A 15,974-nucleotide genomic window follows, 5' to 3' on the forward strand; every position below is an offset into this window, starting at 1 on the left:
GTCAGGAGGGAGAAGCCTCCCGGGATTTGGCGGAAAAGGACGCCGTTCCCACCTTGCGGACCCAGACATCCCCCGACGACGTGAGCATTTTGATCATTAATCCAGAGGGTTCCAACACACATTCGCGTTTGATGGGGATGCCTCGTTCAGCCAGAAGAGCCCGCGACAGGGCAACATTGCGCGCTCCCACGTTTAAGGAGGATGAAGGATTTTGATCATTCCTGCCGATCAACATCACGCTGCCACCAAAAATCTTGGCGTGAAGCCGGCTGGGATCGGCGCCCAGGGTGCTGAGACGACGGATCAAGGTGGCGGTGGCGTGATCGCCATGGCGCGTGGAAGGGGCCTCGCCGTTGGGGTGGAAGGGGAGGACGAAGTGGTTCATGCCCCCGATGCCCAGTTCGGGATCATACAGGCAAATCGCGACGCATGATCCCAAAATGGTGGTGACCAGATGGGGGATGCGGCTGCAATACACATCTCCCGGTCCAATGAAGCGCGAGGGAACGCGCTGTTCCACGGACGCGAGTGGTTCCGGAATCCACGCAGTGCCATCGGGAGACCTCAACGGGGCATCTCCTGAGGGTGGATCAGCGAGGCGTTCATTTCGGCATACCCGCGCATGATTTCACGCGCCATCCGGTTCAGCGGAACAACCCGATCAACGGCTCCGGCGGCGATGGCCTCCTTGGGCATTCCAAACACAATGCAGGTGGATTCATCCTCGGCCATGGTCAACGCGCCCGCGCCGTGCATTTCCAGCAGACCACGCGCGCCATCGTCGCCCATGCCGGTTAAAATAACGCCAATCGCATTCGCCCCCGCCGCGCTGGCCGCCGAGCGGAACAGCACATCCACCGAAGGACGGTGACGGCTCACCAAGGGGCCCTCCTTGATCTGCACCGAATAGCGCGCGCCATCGCGGCGCAGCAGCATGTGGTGATTGCCGGGCGCGATCAGCGCGTGCCCGCGCAAAACCGGATCCCCGTCGCGGGCCTCCTTGACCCCGATCGCGCACAGGCTGTTCAGCCGGTCGGCGAAGGCGCGGGTGAAATGCTCGGGCATGTGTTGCACGATCACCACCCCGGGGCAGTCCTGGGGCATGTCCTGCAACAAGATCCGCAGGGCTTCGGTGCCCCCGGTCGAGGCGCCCACGCAAACCACCTTGTCGGTGGTTTTCGCGATTTTCGCCCGGGCGTGGGGCGGGGGAACCATCACGTCGGCCGTGAGCTTGGGCGCCGGGGCGTCGGCCAGGGAGCGGCGCAACGCCCGAAACCGGGCCACGTCGGCCTGCGCCGCCGCCTTCACGGCATCGCGGATACTAATACTTGATTCCAGGAGGAACTGACGCGTTCCGGTAACCGGCTTGGCGATCACGGTCACGGCCCCCGCCTCCAGGGCCTGGGTCAGGGCCTGGGTGCCATCGGCGGCCAGCGAGGAGCAGATCACCACGGGCAGCGGGTGCTGGTCCATCAGCTTGTGCAAAAAGGTGATGCCGTCCATGCGCGGCATTTCGATGTCCAGCGTGATGACATCGGGCACCACCTGGCTCAGCCGGCGCGCCGCGATGTAGGGGTCTCCCGCCGTGCCCACCACTTCGATGTCGGGGTCCTCGGTGAGGATATCGGTCATGGTTTGCCGGACCGACGCGGAATCGTCGATCACAAGAACCTTGATCCGGGATTTGGGAACGCTGCTCATGGGCGATCCTTGCGGGTTACAGGCGCTGGTAGGCGGCGGACGCGAACGGACGCACGGGCAGGGTCAACCCTTGCAGGGACTCGGAATGTCCCACGAACAAGACCCCGCCCGAACGCAACCGCGCGCAGAGGCCTTCCAGGGCTCGCTGTTGCTTTGGTCTATTAAAGTATATGAGCACGTTCCGGCAAAAGATGATATCGGCTGTTTCTTCATCCGGCCATTCGGGGGTCAGCACGTTCAGGGGGAAAAATTGAACCTTCCGGCGTAGCTCGGGGGCGATGCGAAAAGTGTGGTTGTTGGCCGCCCGGGCCCGCAGGAGATAGCGCGATCGCAAGGTCTCGGGAATCGGGTCGAGGTAGTTCAGGTCGTAGATCGCGCGGCGGGCTTTGAACAGCGCCTCGGAATCGATGTCAAACCCTCGGATGGTATATTGGAACCCAGGGGTGAGACGGGCGTGCTCGGCCAGGACCATGGCAAGGGTATACGGTTCGGCTCCGATCGAGCACGCCACACTCCAAATCCGTAACGGACGCAGCCGTCCCATCCCTTCGTGCAAAAAAGAAGGAATGACCTTTTCCGAAAGAAGGTCGAAATGGGATTTTTCCCTGAAAAAATCAGTCTTGTTCGTGGTCAGCGCGTTGATAAGGTCGGGAAATTCAACGTAAAGGAGGTCTGTTTCCAGATACTGGCTCGCGTACTCCTTTAGATTCTGCAATCCCAAGGGGCGAAGTCGTCTGCGCAGCCGGCTTTCAACAAGGGTCTTTTTTGATTCGGGCAGGCGAATCCCGATTTCTTCTTCGATCAATTCCGCGAGGGAACGAAACACCTTGGGAGGCAAGGTGTCGTCCGACAGCGAGGCGGAAGAAGAGAGGGTCTCACGGGGGCGAGGCATCGCAAGCCGCCACGGACAGTTCGCTGAAGTCGAACACACGCGTGACATCCAGAATGATGACCAGGCGCCCCTTGCGCCGCCCCAGGCCCGCGACGGCTTCGGATCGCCAGCGCATTCCCAACTCGGCCGGGCGCTCGATGCCTGTTTCATCCAAGGCCGTCACTTCGAACACCCGGTCGGTGAGAGCCCCCAGGGTGACCGGCCGGCCGCCGCGGGGGATTTCAAACACGACGATGCGGGTATGGGCGGTTTGCTCGACCGGTGGCAGGCCGAATTTCATCCGCAAATCGAAAACGGGAATGCCATGCCCGCGCACGTCAATGATGCCTCGCATCGCGGGCGGCATGTCGGGCAGGCGGATGAAGGGTTGAGGATCCAGCACCTCGCGGACATGAGTCACGTCCAGGGCAAAGGTTTCCTGGTCGAGGCCAACCGTGACATAGGGGCGATCCGAGGCCGGCACGCTGGTTGTCGCGGTTGTTGACGGAACCGCATCCCTTGTTCGTCCGGCAACAGGCAGCGTAGCGCTCATCGCCATCACCCTTTCGCGCGAAACAAGCCCGCCGGCTGGAAGGGAAGGGACCAGGCAAGGCCCCTTCTTCCAATAGGGACGAGACTTTAATAACGCTGGTATTGTTCGTCTTCCTTATCTCCTTCGTCAAGGGTCAGCGAAATGCCTTTGGAGAGGGATGCGCTTTTCTCTTGGCTGTGGGGCTTATTTAAGCGCTTGACGGGAAGAGAGGGGTGGGCCTGGGTTCCCCGAGAGGGACTGGCGTGGAAAGAAGAAGAGGATTTGACTTCCTCTCCACCAATCTTGAAGAAGCTCATCGTGCCATCCAGCTGTTCTGCCTGGGCGGCCAGTTCCTCGGACGTCGCCGACATTTGTTCGGAAGCGCTGGCGTTTTGCTGAGTAACCTGGTCAAGCTGGCGGATGGCGGTGTTGATTTGCGCGGCGCCCGTGTTCTGCTCACGCACCGCGGCGCTGATTTCCTCGACCAGTTCCGCGGTGCGCCGGATGTCGGGGACCAGCTTGGTCAGCATCTGCCCGGCCTCGGCCGAAATCGACAAGGTGTCGGACGACAGCACCATGATTTCCGACGCCGCCGCCTGACTGCGTTCGGCCAGCTTGCGCACCTCCGAGGCCACCACGGCAAACCCCTTGCCATGCTCACCGGCGCGCGCCGCCTCAATGGCCGCGTTGAGCGCGAGAAGGTCGGTCTGGCGGGCGATCTCCTGCACAATGATGATTTTCTCGGCGATGGTGCGCATGGCTTCCACGGCTTTGGAAACGGCCTGGCCGCTCGTTTCGGCATCGGATGCGGACTGGCGGGCGATTTTTTCGGTTTCGCTGGCGTTTTCGGCGCTTTGCTTGATGGTGGCGGCCATTTCCTCCATGGACGAGGAAGCCTCCTCGGCCGCCGAGGCCTGCTCGGTTGCCCCTTGCGCCATCTCCTCGGCGGTCGAGGACAGTTGCTGACTGCCCGCCGACACCTGCCGCGCGGCCCCCAGGGCCTCGCCAACGATGGACCGCAGCGTGGTGGTCATGGTGTTCAGCGAGGTGACCAGATCCTTGATCTCGTCGTTGGCCGACACGCTAACATTCTGGGTAAGATCGCCATTGGATACAACATGGGCAAGCCCGACCACCTTGGTCAGGCCCCGGCTGATGGAAATCGCGATGAGCAAGGCAACCGTGATGCTGATCAAAACGGAGGCCACGAGAATGACGAGCATCACCGTGCTGATCGACTTGTAGGACTGTTCGTTGGCCTGAGCCTCCTCGGCCATCTGGGTCTTCGCGGCCTGGACCAGGCTTTGGATCGGCGTCTCGATTTTCTGGTTGATCTGAGCCCCTTCCGTCGCCAGCAGCGTGATGGCCTTGTGCCGGGTGCTCTGCAGGGCAAGGGCGCGGGCCTGGCGGGAAAGGTCGGCGTAGGCAGACACCGTTGAACTCAAGATCCGCATGTCGTTGGAAGCCTGGCCGGAAAGGGCTTCCTCCAGGCCGGACACGGCCGCCATGAGGGAAGACAGGGTTTTCTCCGCCTCGTCGTTGAGCGCCGCCAGCGCCTTCTCGTCCTTGTTCATCAACAGCACGCGCTCTTGCTTCTCAAGCAGGCGAAACAGGCCTTGAACCCGAAGGGCGGCAAGAGCCGTGCGGGTGTTGCCAAGGGAATCCGAGCGCTGGACCAGCCCTTCAAGGGTTCCCTCGATCTGCTGTGACAGATCCCGGCCCTTGCCTTCAATCATTTGCAACGCGTGCGCAATCGTATCCTGGGAAAGAAGGTCCATCACCCTTTTGGTCAGATCACCGGATTGCTCAAGAAGATCAGTGATGTTCTGAAGCTGCTCGCGCCCTTCCTCCGTAATAAGAAGCGGGCGAATGGCTTCCAGGCTTGTCTCGGTCGCGTGTATCTTTTCTGCGGCAAGATTTCGCTGCCTTTGAACCTGGGCTTCGTCCTCGGCGATAAGGGCCGTGCGCACCGCGCGGCTGAACTCAAGAAAGGATTCCCGAGCCTCCATGGTGAGCGAGGCCTTGCGAGCCGCGTTTTCAACAATAAATACGGTACCATCGTGCATTTTCTGCATCGCCCGAATTCCCAAAAGGGAGGACGCGCCGGCCAGAATAATCACAATGGCAAAGGAAATGGCGAGTTTGGCCTTGATTGTAAAGCGCATGGTCTTCCCCTACGTCTTTTGGGGGCGCCCGCGAGGACGCGGAACGACGGGCAGAGGCGAGATGAGTCCTCCCGCGGAAAGGCGCGGGCATCCCGGCGAAACGGAGCTGGCCCGGCCTGGGCCGGCCACAATAAAAAACGTCGGTGTTTCAAGGTGGTTCCGGACAGGGTCAGCCCGCCCCCGGATCCCGCGAAACATCAACGACCGCACAGCGTGGGCTTCTTCCGGTCCAGGTTTAATCCAGCGAAAAATCGCTCCCGGATTGATTGGAGGAAGCGGCAGTCAGGTCCTTCAAAGTGAATACATGGGCAATGTCGAGGATGATAACCAGACGTCCGTTGCGCCGTCCCAACCCCGCCACGGCTTCCGAACGCCAGCGTGTTCCCAGTTCGGCCGGGCGCTCGATCCCGGTGTCATCCAGGGCCGCGACCTCGAACACCCGGTCGGTCAGGGCTCCCAGCACGACCGCTCCTTGCGCGCGGGGAATCTCCAGCACCACGATCCGGGTGTGAGGTGTTCCCTCGCCCGGCGGCAAACCGAATTTGATGCGTAAATCAAAAACGGGAATCCCCTGGCCTCGCACATCAATCAGCCCGCGGAGGGAAGGCGGCATGTCGGGCAGGCGGGTAAACGGTTGGGGATCCAGAATTTCGCGAACATGCGCGACGTCGAGAGCGAAAATCTCCTGGTCGATCCCAACCGTTACATAGGAACGCTCCAGGGAGGGAAGGGGAGGTGCCGAATCCAGGGCCTCCCCTGAATCAAGACGTGTTGCGCTCATCCTTTCACTCCAGCGTGCCACGAATGAATTTTGAAAGCGGCGGGATAGGGCATTCGATCCATCTTTACAGAAAAATGCCCGAATACCGCAACAAGGCTGTATCTTGGATTATTCTTCGTCCTGATCTCCATCGTGTCAAGAGAACGATCCTGAACCCAGAGCACCGTGCGTTCACCCGGATCCGGACACGGCGCTCTCACTTTTTGTTTTGACGTTCGACCTATCCGAAAAGCGGCTCCCCCTTTTCGGGTCTCACTCCAGGTTCGTTTTTGACCTATCCAGCGTTAGCTTTTTTGACCGGCAAGCGACGGGGGCCGGGGAAAAACAGGGGAGGGGAGCCAGGTGCCATCCGTCATTCCCTCCTTTCGCCACAAGACAAAAGGAGGGAGGCGCGGATCAATAGCGTTGATAATGCTCGTCCTCGTTGTCGCTGTCTTCGAGAGCAAGTTTGATTCCCTTGGTGGCCCCGGAAGAATTTTCCCGTCCCTGGGACGCCTTCGCGGACTTTTCCGAGGGGGATGGGATGGATTTCGGGGTGAAGCGCGGTTTGGCCCGTTGCGGGGCAATCGTGGCGCTGTTTTCGATCCGGAAGAAGGCCATCGTGGCTTCCAGCTGCTCGGCCTGGGCGGCCAGTTCCTCGGAGGTCGCCGACATTTCCTCGGAGGCGCTGGCGTTTTGCTGCGTGACCTGGTCAAGCTGGCGAATGGCGGTGTTGATCTGTTCCGCGCCCGTGTTTTGCTCGCGGGCGGCCGCGCTGATTTCCTCGACCAGTTCCGCCGTGCGGCGGATGTCGGGCACCAGCTTGGTCAGCATCTGCCCGGCCTCGGCGGAGATTTCCAGGGTATCCGAGGACAGCACCATGATTTCCGAGGCGGCCGCCTGGCTGCGTTCGGCCAGCTTGCGCACCTCCGAGGCCACCACGGCAAACCCCTTGCCGTGCTCGCCGGCCCGCGCGGCCTCTATGGCGGCATTGAGGGCGAGAAGATCGGTCTGCCGGGCGATTTCCTGGACGATGTTAATCTTCTGGGCGATGGTCCGCATGGCATCGACCGCCTTGGAAACGGATTGACCGCTCAGTTCGGCATCGGTCGCCGACTGGCGGGCGATCTTTTCGGTTTCGCTGGCGTTGTCCGCGCTTTGCTTGATGGTTGAAACCATCTCTTCCATTGACGAGGAAGCCTCCTCGGCGGCCGAGGCCTGCTCGGTCGCGCCCTGGGCCATTTCCTCGGAAGTCGAGGAAAGCTGCTGACTGCCCGAGGAAACCTGGTTGGCCGCGCTCAACGCCTCGCTCACCACCGTGCGCAAACGCTCCAGCATGGTTTCGAGGGCGATCCCCAGCACATCCTTTTCGGATTGCCGCTTGGCGGTCACGGTCAGGTTGCCCTGGGCGATGTCGTCCGCCACCTGGGCCATGGTGTTGAGATTGGCCGTCATGGTGTTGAGGGCGTCGATCAGGTCCCGGATCTCGTCTTGGCTGCTCACCGAAATCTTGTTGCTCAGATCCCCCAGGGACACCGCGTTGGCCAGGCTCACCGCCTTGGTCAGACCCCGGCTGATGGACAAGGCAATCCAGGTGGCGACGCTCACGCTGACCACGATGGTGACGATCAGAAGCCCGATCATCAAGAAGGTCACCGAACGATAGGCCTCGGCGTTCTGGGCAACGGCCTGGGCCATGTCCTCCTGGCTGGCCATGACCAGGTCTTCCAGGGGATCCTCAATACCGCTTCGAATCGCCGCGCCTTGCGCCTTTATGATTGCAAGGGCACTATTGCGACTATTTTGGCTCGCCAGGACCCGAAGTTCCTGGGAAAGCGCCAAATAGGTCGAGGAAATTTTTTTGAGGGACTGATACGTCGACGCCGTTATTCCAACCGTACTGGCGCGAAGAGATTCGATATTCTCGTCGATCATGCCCACAACGCTTTGGGCTTCACGCTCCAGCTCTGCCAAATCCTGGGCGTTTGTGGAAATGATCATTTCTTTTTCTATTGATCTCAACCTGTAGTACAAGGCACGAATCCTGTTTGATTCGCTAACAAGCCTTGTATTGTCAAGGGATTGAGCCCCTTGCTCAATCCCATCCAGTGAAGCAAGGAATGCGTCACCTGCCTGCTTGAGCTTTGTATCGGATAAAATTTCTGCTTTCTTGTTTGTGTTTTTTAATCCTATCTCCTCGATTTGGTTGATTACGCTTGTGTATTCCTGAAGTCCTTTTCTGAAACGTCCTTCAATTTCCACGTCCTTGCTGGAACGGCTTAATTTTGAGATTTGACTCAGGCTTTCTTCCAGGGAGGCCTGACTTTTGCGTATCCGGTCGATATAATCACGCATTTCCCCTTCGTCTTCCGTCAGAAAAAAATTCCTGAGTACACGGGTCGCATTGAGAAACTCTGCTTTCATCCGAAATGAAATATTTGTTTTTTGAACAGAATCTTCGACAATGAAATCCGTTCGCGAATTCATGTCCGACATGGCCATCAGGCCAATAACAGACGATGCGCCCGCGAGAAGAATCACGAGGGCGAACGATGCCGCCAGCTTTGTCTTGATCGTGATACGCATGATCATCCCACCTTTTTTTAGACGGTCCTGGACCTTTGAGCCGGTCAAGGAAACGGTCGCAACACAACGAAGCCTGGAGAAATCAGGCTCCGTTCCGGTCGGTGTTGGAGAAAACGCGGTCCATGTCGAGTATGACAATAAAACCCTGATCGGATTTCCCGATGCTTCTGATGAATTCAAGACGCCACGCGATGCCCACCGAGGGCGCTTCTTCCAAGGTGGAGCCGTCGATTTCCATCACGCCAAAAACCTTGTCGGCCAGGATGCCGACCAGGCATTCCTCGTTGTCGAGCTGGATCGACAAAACAACAATCCGCGAATCAAGCGTGGTTTCGTCCTGGGTCGCGAGCCCCAGGCGAACCTTGAGATCAACGACGGGAACGACCTTGCCGCGGACGTTGAGCAGCCCCTTGATGAACGGGCTGCTGTTGGGCACTTCGGTCAGCGGGACAACGTCCAGGATTTCAAGGACAATCGCCGCTTCCAGGGCGAACACGTTGCCTGCCAGGGCCATGGAAAGAACGCACTCGCTCTCCCCCTTCGGGGCGGAGGCAACCAGGGCCCGGCCGGCGGCCGGAACGGGCAGGGAAGTGGTGGAACCGGTCATTAGCGCGTCTCCCCGGCGATCAGGTGACGGTCGTCCACACCGGATTGCAAACGGCGATCGTCCGCGCCGGTCTGGCCCATTTCAATCAGACGCGGCACGTCCATGATCAGCGCCACGGTGCCATCGCCCAGGATGGTCGCGCCCGAGAACTCCCGCACGTCGGCCATCAGCTTGCCCAGGCTTTTGATGACGGTCTGGTGCTGGCCCACCACCTGGTCAACGACCAGGCCCACGCGCGAGGTGCCCGAGGATACCACCACCACTTTTTGAAACGGGTCGGGCGGTGTCGAAACCTTGAAGCGCTCGCGCAGGCGCAGGAATGGCACCAGCGCCCCCCGGATGTTGAGAAAGTCACATCCCCTCTGATCCTTCCGGGCGTCGTCCGAGAGTTCCACGCATTCCTCGACGGTCGACAGGGGCAGGACATAAAGGCCCTTGCCCACGCGCACCAGAAGGCCGTCAATGATGGCCAGGGTCAAAGGAAGTTTCAGGGTAATGGTGGTGCCTTCGCCGGGCGTGCTGCCAATCTCGATCGTGCCCCGCAGGGCATCAATGGTGCGCTTGACCACGTCCATGCCCACGCCACGCCCCGAAACCGCGCTGACCTCGCGCGCCGTGGAAAAGCCGGGATGGAAGACAAAGGCCAGCAGGTCGCCGTCGGGGATCTGGGCGTCGGGAGCGAGAAGACCGCGCTCCTCGGCCTTGGCCCGGATGGCGGATCGGTTCATGCCCCGTCCGTCGTCGGTGATGCTGATCAGCACCTGCGCGCCGGAGTGCGCCGCCGACAGATGGACGCGCCCCGCCTCGGGTTTGCCTTCGCGGACCCTTTCCTCGGTCGTTTCCAGGCCGTGGTCGATGCAGTTGCGAACCAGGTGAACCAGCGGGTCGTTGAGCCGTTCAATGACGGTCTTGTCGAGTTCGGAGTCCTCGCCGTCCATGGTCAGCTCGACCGTCTTGCCGAGTGAACGCGAAACATCGCGCACCACGCGCCGGAAGCGGCCGAACAGCGTGCCGATGGGCACCATCCGGATGCCCATGGTGGTTTCACGCAGGTCCGACGACAGGCGTTCGATCTCCTCGGCGACCGCGCGCAGGTTGAGATCCTCGCTATCGGCGACGAGCTGACGCAGACGAGCCTGGGCGATCACCAGTTCGCCCACCTGATCCATCAGGCTGTCGAGACGTTCCGCCTGGACGCGCAGGCTGCCATGCCCGGCATCCACCCCCATGGGGGTCTTGGGTTCCTCGCGGGCCTTGGATTGCTCGACCAGGGCCGAGACGATTTTTTCCGGCGAAACCTGCCCCGCCTGGACCAGGAGTTCGCCCACCGGGCGCTGCTGGCGCAAGGCGCCCATCAGGTTGTCGAGATCGATGTCCCCGCGCTCGACCAGGATTTCGCCCAACCGCTTGGAGTCGTCCTTTTCATAGGCAATGGGTTCGATGCCAATCGTGGCGTCTTCGGCCACGAACATGAAAACATCCTCGATCGCCGAGCGTGGCTGTTCCGTGGTCAGGATGATGTCCCACTCCATGTAGCAGGCCACCGGATCCATGTGTTCCAAAGGAGGAATGCCCTCGGGAAGGGCGATGATGACCGCGTCGCCCAGGGCACGCAGTTCATCGAGCAGGCGCAGGCAGTTGGTCCCGAACGCCATGACCTGGGGGCCCAGCTTGAGGCGGATCCGCCAGTGGCGGGGGCTCTCGGGCTCGGGGCGGGGGGGCTTGGCTTTCTTGTCGGGCCTGGAGGAGGCCGCGCCGCCCTGGGGCACGTGGGTGGCCAGCCGGGCCAGAAGGCTTTTTTCCCGCGCCCGGTCCTCCTTGCCGTCAAGCAGATCCCGGATGTGGTCCAGCGCCGCGAGGGTGACTTCCAGCAACCCGGGGGAAACGGGGATTTCCCCGTCGCGGGCCCGCTGGAAGGCGCTTTCAACGTGGTGGGTGAAATCCGCCACCTGCGTGAAGCCGAAGACCGCCCCCGAGCCCTTGATGGTGTGCAAGGCGCGGAAAACCCGGTTGATCTGGTCGGCGTCCCTTGGGTTGCCTTCCAGGTCCAACAAACCGGCTTCCATGTCCGCCAGGAGGTCTTCCGCCTCGGCGAGATAGACATCGGCATGCGAGGAGGGGCCGGCGTTCATGGCGCGCCCTTTCACCCAAGAAATTTCTTGACGACGGCGAGAAGCTGTTCTTGCTGGAAAGGCTTGACAATCCATCCGGAGGCACCGGCGGCCTTGGCCTGGGCCTTTTTCGATTCCTCGGATTCGGTGGTCAGGAAAACAATGGGCGAGAATTTGTGCGCCGGGAGCTTGCGAACCTCGGTGATGAGCTGCAGCCCATCCATGTTCGGCATGTTCAAGTCGGTGATGATCATGTCGGCGGTCCCGCTGCCCAGTTTGGCGAGGGCGTCCTTGCCATCGACGGCCGTGGTCACGGAATACCCGGCCGACTCCAAGGTGAAGGCCACCATCTGGCGGATACTGGCGGAATCATCGACTGTCAGGATCGTCTTTCCCATGAATGCCTTACTCCCCTGCCCAGAATGGGTTGAGCCAGCCGTGATCCATGCCTCCCGGATGGGCAAGGCCGGCGGAAACCAAGGCGCGCGCAAGAACACCCTGGGCGGGTGTCTTTAGAAAAACTCCCTTCCCGGCGTTTTCGCCGCTGCGCCGCGCGGCAATCAGAATCTGTAAAAAGGTCAGATCAACTTCGGTGGCCTCCTCGCACGCGAGATCGAGGCGGGTCACGGAAGGATCGGCCAGGGCTTCCAGCAAGGTTTCGCGCATCGCCTCGGCCTGCGCGATGGTGCAAGGACCCCTGAACACAAGGGTTCGGGTGGAGTCGGTTGGCGTCGGGGGCGTCGGGGCGCGCACCAGGGAAGACGAGGTGTCAGCAAGATCAGGGGGCATGACCAGCTTGGACTCCTTGCTTTTAACCAACACAATGCACGGGCGGTATCCACGGCTGGAGGTGCAGAGAACCATCTGAGTTGCCTGTCCTGCCGCCAGGCCCGCCAAGCATGCCTTGGGTCACCAAGATACCATTTGGAAAAGGTATTCCTAATGCCCCTTCTTCATTCTTGGATCACTTTAACCTTTTTTTCGGGAGGCGTGGATCCCATCGCCCGAGGATGACCTTATTCAAAAATCGGGAGATCAAACCTTCCCGTGGCATGCGATCGCATCGCTACCCATCATGGCTCCATCCTCCACGGAAGTGTAACGAACTGATTGGTCCGGATAGAGTATCCCCTGAAACTAACTGGTGTCCAGATTTTTTGAGTATTCATCAGATATAAAGCACGCCAAGCCGAAGGGGAGTAAATTACAGGTTTCATTTTTTGCGCAAAGGGAACGGTCTGGTTTTCCCGGCAATCCACGCAATCAAAAAAATGGAATCGATGCGGGCGCAGCGGATTCAAAGGCGGTCGCTACATTGTCGGTTGGTAATTTATTGAATTAAAGTAATGCCATAAGATGTTGTTCTCCTGTTTCGTGCGAAGCTCGGTTCGCCGCCCGATCGTCACGAAGGGCCCTGGTGAACCAGCGAATTTCATTCCAAAGGACTTGTTTTTGTGATTGCCTTCGCCCCAAATCCAAGATGAAAGTGCTGATTTGGCCGAAAAAATCTCCTAAGTAGATATTTTTTGTAGAAAAAAACCTATTGGGGCAACTGTGTTTGGCGTGAAAGGAATCGCGTGGCATCCCCCTGGAACCGGTCCTGCTTCCAACGCCCTGGAGCCGCTGCTGGTCCCAACGCCGTGGAACTGCCTCTCCTTCCTTTATTTCACTATACTTGCCCCAGAATTTTATTTTGGTTATGAATTGGAGACGTCCTTCCCCGGATGGTACCGGGAGCGAACCAATAAGAAGATGAATGGATTAGGGAATTTTTAGTCGGAAATGGTCACGTTTCAATGGTTGGGAAACACGAGGAATCAAAAAGTTGGAGCGCGCTCAAGGTTTTTACTTGATTTCTTTATATCTTTGGTTGTATAGAAAAGTCCAAGTTTCGATTACCTGAAAAAGGAAAATCGACCAGAAAAAATAATAAATATGTCAACCCATCATCCGGACATGGAATTTTTCACAAGCAAATTATTTCCATTATTGACCGGATGGGCCCTTTTCAGGCGAGACGGGAAGGGGAGGCGCGGAAGACGCGGGCAGCAGAAGCCGCGACGAGTTGGCCAGCACGCCCAGGGTATGGACGATGTGGAGCAGGCCCGCCGCCACCGGAGACATGAGTCCCAGCGCGCCAGCCAGGGCCCCGCCGATGTTGGTCGAGGTCGCGATCCAGAAGTTTTGCCGCGCGATCCCGAGCGTTTTCTGGCTGAGCGCGCGGACGTATAAAATGTCGGCCAGGTCATCGCGGACCAGGGCGATATCCGCCGCCTCGATCGCCACGTCGGCGCCGCCGATGCCCATGGCAATGCCGATGTCGGCCTCGGCCAGGGCCAGGGCGTCGTTGATGCCATCTCCCACCATGATCACCTTGTGCCCTCCCTCGCGCAGGCGGCTGACGATTTCTCCCTTGCGTTCGGGAAGGATGGAGTGATGGCATTGGGGAATCCCCAGCTGCCGGGCGAGATCCAGGGCGGTTTTTTCCGCGTCTCCGGTGACCAGGCTGAGGTGCGACACGCCCGAGCGGATCAGGGCGGTCACGGTCTCGCGGGCCTCGGGGCGGGGTTCGTTGGCAAAGGCGAAGGCGGCCAGGATCACGTCGTTGCGGGCCATGAAAATCACCGTGAGCCCCCGGTCCAGCAAGGGCGCGATATCAGAAGCCCGTGCGCGGGTGTCGAAGCCCGCTTCCTCGAAATAAGCCGGGCTGCCCAGGCGCACGACATCCGGCCCGATGAGGGCGCGCACCCCCTTGCCCAGGGTGAAATCACATTCAACATGCGAAACCGGATCGATGTCGCGGGCCTGGGCCTCGGTGCGGATGGCGAGCGCGAGGGGGTGGTGGTTGTGCATCTCGGCCGAATAGGCCCAGCGCAGCAACGCGGTTTCATCCAGATCCGAGTAATTGCGGATCACCTCGATCCGGGGCTGGTTGCTGGTCAGGGTTCCGGTTTTGTCGAAGCAGATCGCATCGGCCTTGCCCACCTCCTCCAGATAGCGGCCGCCCTTGATCAGGATGCCCCGTCTGGCGGCGGCGGCGATCGCCGCCGACACGGCCGTTTGCGCCGACAGCACGGTGGCGCACGGGCAGGCCATGACCAGCATCACCGTGAACGCCCGCCAGGGGTTGGCCGTGGCGATCAGGGTCAGGATCGTGCCCGCCACCCCCAGGCGCACCATGGAACGGGCCAGGGCATCGGCCACCGATTCAATGGGGGCCTTGTTTTCCAGCGTGTCCTCGACCTGGCGCATGATGCGGGCAAGGTAGGTGCGGTCGCCCACGTTTTCGACCCGGACATGGATCAGGCCCTGGCGCACATAGGCCCCGGCGAACACCCGGGTGCCGGTCAGCACGTGCGCCAGCTCGGCCCGCCCGGTAATGGGGGAATCATCCACAAGGGCCTCGCCGGCGATGACGTGGCCATCGACCGAGATTTTCTCGCCCGTGTGCAAGACCACGATGTCGCGCGGCTTGACGCCCGAAACGGGCACCTCCACCTCGACATCGCCGGCCAGGATGAAGGTGTTCTTGGCCGTCAGGTCCAAGATGGCCGAAATCGACTGGCGCGAGCGGTCCGACACCCAGGCCTTCAAGGACTCGGCGCCGCTTTGAACCCATAGGATTTCCAACGCGGTCAACGCCTGACCCGACACGGTGGCGGCCGCGCATCCCGCCGCCAGGAAGCCTTCCAGGGTAAACCGCTTCTCGCGGGCGTGGCGCATGCCCTCGCGGGCCACCGGCACGGCGGCGGCCAGGGCGATCAGGCCCAGGGGCGACAAGGCGGCCTCGGAAAGAGCGGCCGCCCCCGCCAGCTTGCGCACGAACACGAAGGCCATCACGCCCGACAGGGCCAGGAAACGCACCAGGTGCGAGGGAGCCGCCGTTCCCCGGGGCCGGGGCTCCAGGCAGGCACACGCCGCCGGGGCCGAAGGGGAGGGCTCCCGGCGCGGCGCGTCCGGCACGGGCAGGAGGGTTTCGATCGCGGCACCCACGGCGGCCAGCAGGCGCGGCGCGTCCGTCTGGCCCGGATCGTACTCAAGAACAAGGGCGCCGCACCCGGGATTCACCCGCGCGTGGCGGACTCCGGGGGTGATCTCGCACAGCGCGCCCAGGCGGCGGACCAGACGACGGGGACGCACGCGAAGCCGTACCCGGCCGGGGATGCTGTGACGAAGGGTGACCAACCGGGGAACGGGCAGGGGAACAGACATCGGCTTGTCCTGGTGCGAGGTCGTCAGGGGCCTGGGGGGCCTGGGGAAAGTGGGCGATCAAGGTCCCCCGGGAGAGTGAAAAAACCGGTTTTTGGTAATGGAAATGATTATCACAGTCAATTGCAAAGCGAGCCGCGCCCGCAAAGCAGGTCTGGTAATAGATTGATTTAATTTGTTTATTTCACCTTCCCCGGGCCAGGATCCGGGAAATTCCGGGTGCGCACACGGCCGCCAAGACACAAGCCCCACGTCATAACCCTTCGGAAGTCGGCGACGAAGGGAGAGGCCGTCACGGAGTCGCCCGCGCGTCGGGCGTGTCTTTGCGCGACGCGGATGCCCCCGGGGTCCCGGGAAACGGGCCCCCGGGGAAGGCCCGGGACGGGGTTTTGGTGCCTGGCGGGGGCCTTTGTTCGGGGAGAGGCCGCGCGC

General features: G+C 60.9%; 11 protein-coding genes and 2 pseudogenes. All 13 read right to left on the reverse strand.

All coding sequences use genetic code 11. The features are described from left to right. Position 1 precedes the first annotated feature (1 nt). The 13 genes and pseudogenes from ROR02_RS00055 to ROR02_RS00110 all read right to left on the reverse strand — a co-directional run bounded on the left by ROR02_RS00055 (position 2) and on the right by ROR02_RS00110 (position 15,545). Positions 2-520, reverse strand: coding sequence for a chemotaxis protein CheD (locus ROR02_RS00055; protein ID WP_147161956.1), 519 nt, complete (start codon positions 518-520; stop codon positions 2-4). A 44-nt stretch (positions 521-564) separates the two neighbouring features. Then, positions 565-1,701, reverse strand: a complete 1,137-nt coding sequence (locus ROR02_RS00060; protein ID WP_147161957.1) for a protein-glutamate methylesterase/protein-glutamine glutaminase — start codon at positions 1,699-1,701, stop codon at positions 565-567. Positions 1,702-1,717: 16 nt separating this feature from the next. After that, the gene (locus tag ROR02_RS00065) at positions 1,718-2,641 is read right to left on the reverse strand and encodes a CheR family methyltransferase (RefSeq protein ID WP_147161958.1); all 924 of its coding nucleotides are present in this window, start codon (positions 2,639-2,641) and stop codon (positions 1,718-1,720) included. Next, entirely contained in the window at positions 2,577-3,125 is a 549-nt protein-coding gene (locus ROR02_RS00070; RefSeq protein ID WP_147161959.1) for a chemotaxis protein CheW, read from the reverse strand. The genes ROR02_RS00065 and ROR02_RS00070 overlap by 65 nt, the downstream gene beginning before the upstream one ends. 86 nt (positions 3,126-3,211) lie before the next feature. Beyond that, positions 3,212-4,306 (reverse strand): annotated as a pseudogene (locus ROR02_RS17515) (methyl-accepting chemotaxis protein); the annotation flags it as partial. Between the two features lie 468 nt (positions 4,307-4,774). Beyond that, positions 4,775-5,269 (reverse strand): annotated as a pseudogene (locus ROR02_RS17520) (MCP four helix bundle domain-containing protein); the annotation flags it as partial. A gap of 235 nt (positions 5,270-5,504) precedes the next feature. Then, a complete protein-coding gene (locus ROR02_RS00080) occupies positions 5,505-6,050 on the reverse strand; it encodes a chemotaxis protein CheW (RefSeq protein WP_147161961.1) in 546 nt (181 codons plus the stop codon). A gap of 396 nt (positions 6,051-6,446) precedes the next feature. After that, positions 6,447-8,615, reverse strand: coding sequence for a HAMP domain-containing methyl-accepting chemotaxis protein (locus tag ROR02_RS00085; RefSeq protein ID WP_147161962.1), 2,169 nt, complete (start codon positions 8,613-8,615; stop codon positions 6,447-6,449). Positions 8,616-8,697: 82 nt separating this feature from the next. After that, the gene (locus ROR02_RS00090; protein ID WP_147161963.1) at positions 8,698-9,222 is read right to left on the reverse strand and encodes a chemotaxis protein CheW; all 525 of its coding nucleotides are present in this window, start codon (positions 9,220-9,222) and stop codon (positions 8,698-8,700) included. Further along, positions 9,222-11,354, reverse strand: coding sequence for a chemotaxis protein CheA (locus ROR02_RS00095; protein WP_147161964.1), 2,133 nt, complete (start codon positions 11,352-11,354; stop codon positions 9,222-9,224). Before ROR02_RS00095 ends, ROR02_RS00090 begins: the two co-directional genes overlap by 1 nt. 11 nt (positions 11,355-11,365) lie before the next feature. Next, positions 11,366-11,731, reverse strand: a complete 366-nt coding sequence (locus ROR02_RS00100) for a response regulator (protein WP_147161965.1) — start codon at positions 11,729-11,731, stop codon at positions 11,366-11,368. Positions 11,732-11,738: 7 nt separating this feature from the next. Next, positions 11,739-12,122 carry an STAS domain-containing protein gene (locus ROR02_RS00105; RefSeq protein WP_170244888.1) on the reverse strand — a complete coding sequence of 128 codons (384 nt, stop codon included), beginning with the start codon at positions 12,120-12,122 and terminating at the stop codon, positions 11,739-11,741. Positions 12,123-13,319: 1,197 nt separating this feature from the next. Beyond that, a complete protein-coding gene (locus ROR02_RS00110) occupies positions 13,320-15,545 on the reverse strand; it encodes a heavy metal translocating P-type ATPase (RefSeq protein ID WP_147161967.1) in 2,226 nt (741 codons plus the stop codon). Between the last annotated feature and the right edge of the window lie 429 nt (positions 15,546-15,974).

The organism is Pararhodospirillum oryzae (assembly GCF_007992075.1).
Taxonomy (GTDB): domain Bacteria; phylum Pseudomonadota; class Alphaproteobacteria; order Rhodospirillales; family Rhodospirillaceae; genus Pararhodospirillum; species Pararhodospirillum oryzae.

Excerpts from the sequence above, each read along its gene's own strand:
- ROR02_RS00060 (WP_147161957.1), bottom strand. The coding sequence starts at position 1,701 with ATGAGCAGCGTTCCCAAATCCCGGATCAAGGTTCTTGTGATCGACGAT.
- ROR02_RS00065 (WP_147161958.1), bottom strand. The coding sequence starts at position 2,641 with ATGTCACGCGTGTGTTCGACTTCAGCGAACTGTCCGTGGCGGCTTGCG.
- ROR02_RS00070 (WP_147161959.1), bottom strand. The coding sequence starts at position 3,125 with ATGAGCGCTACGCTGCCTGTTGCCGGACGAACAAGGGATGCGGTTCCG.
- ROR02_RS00080 (WP_147161961.1), bottom strand. The coding sequence starts at position 6,050 with ATGAGCGCAACACGTCTTGATTCAGGGGAGGCCCTGGATTCGGCACCT.
- ROR02_RS00085 (WP_147161962.1), bottom strand. The coding sequence starts at position 8,615 with ATGCGTATCACGATCAAGACAAAGCTGGCGGCATCGTTCGCCCTCGTG.
- ROR02_RS00090 (WP_147161963.1), bottom strand. The coding sequence starts at position 9,222 with ATGACCGGTTCCACCACTTCCCTGCCCGTTCCGGCCGCCGGCCGGGCC.
- ROR02_RS00095 (WP_147161964.1), bottom strand. The coding sequence starts at position 11,354 with ATGAACGCCGGCCCCTCCTCGCATGCCGATGTCTATCTCGCCGAGGCG.
- ROR02_RS00100 (WP_147161965.1), bottom strand. The coding sequence starts at position 11,731 with ATGGGAAAGACGATCCTGACAGTCGATGATTCCGCCAGTATCCGCCAG.
- ROR02_RS00105 (WP_170244888.1), bottom strand. The coding sequence starts at position 12,122 with ATGCCCCCTGATCTTGCTGACACCTCGTCTTCCCTGGTGCGCGCCCCG.
- ROR02_RS00110 (WP_147161967.1), bottom strand. The coding sequence starts at position 15,545 with ATGTCTGTTCCCCTGCCCGTTCCCCGGTTGGTCACCCTTCGTCACAGC.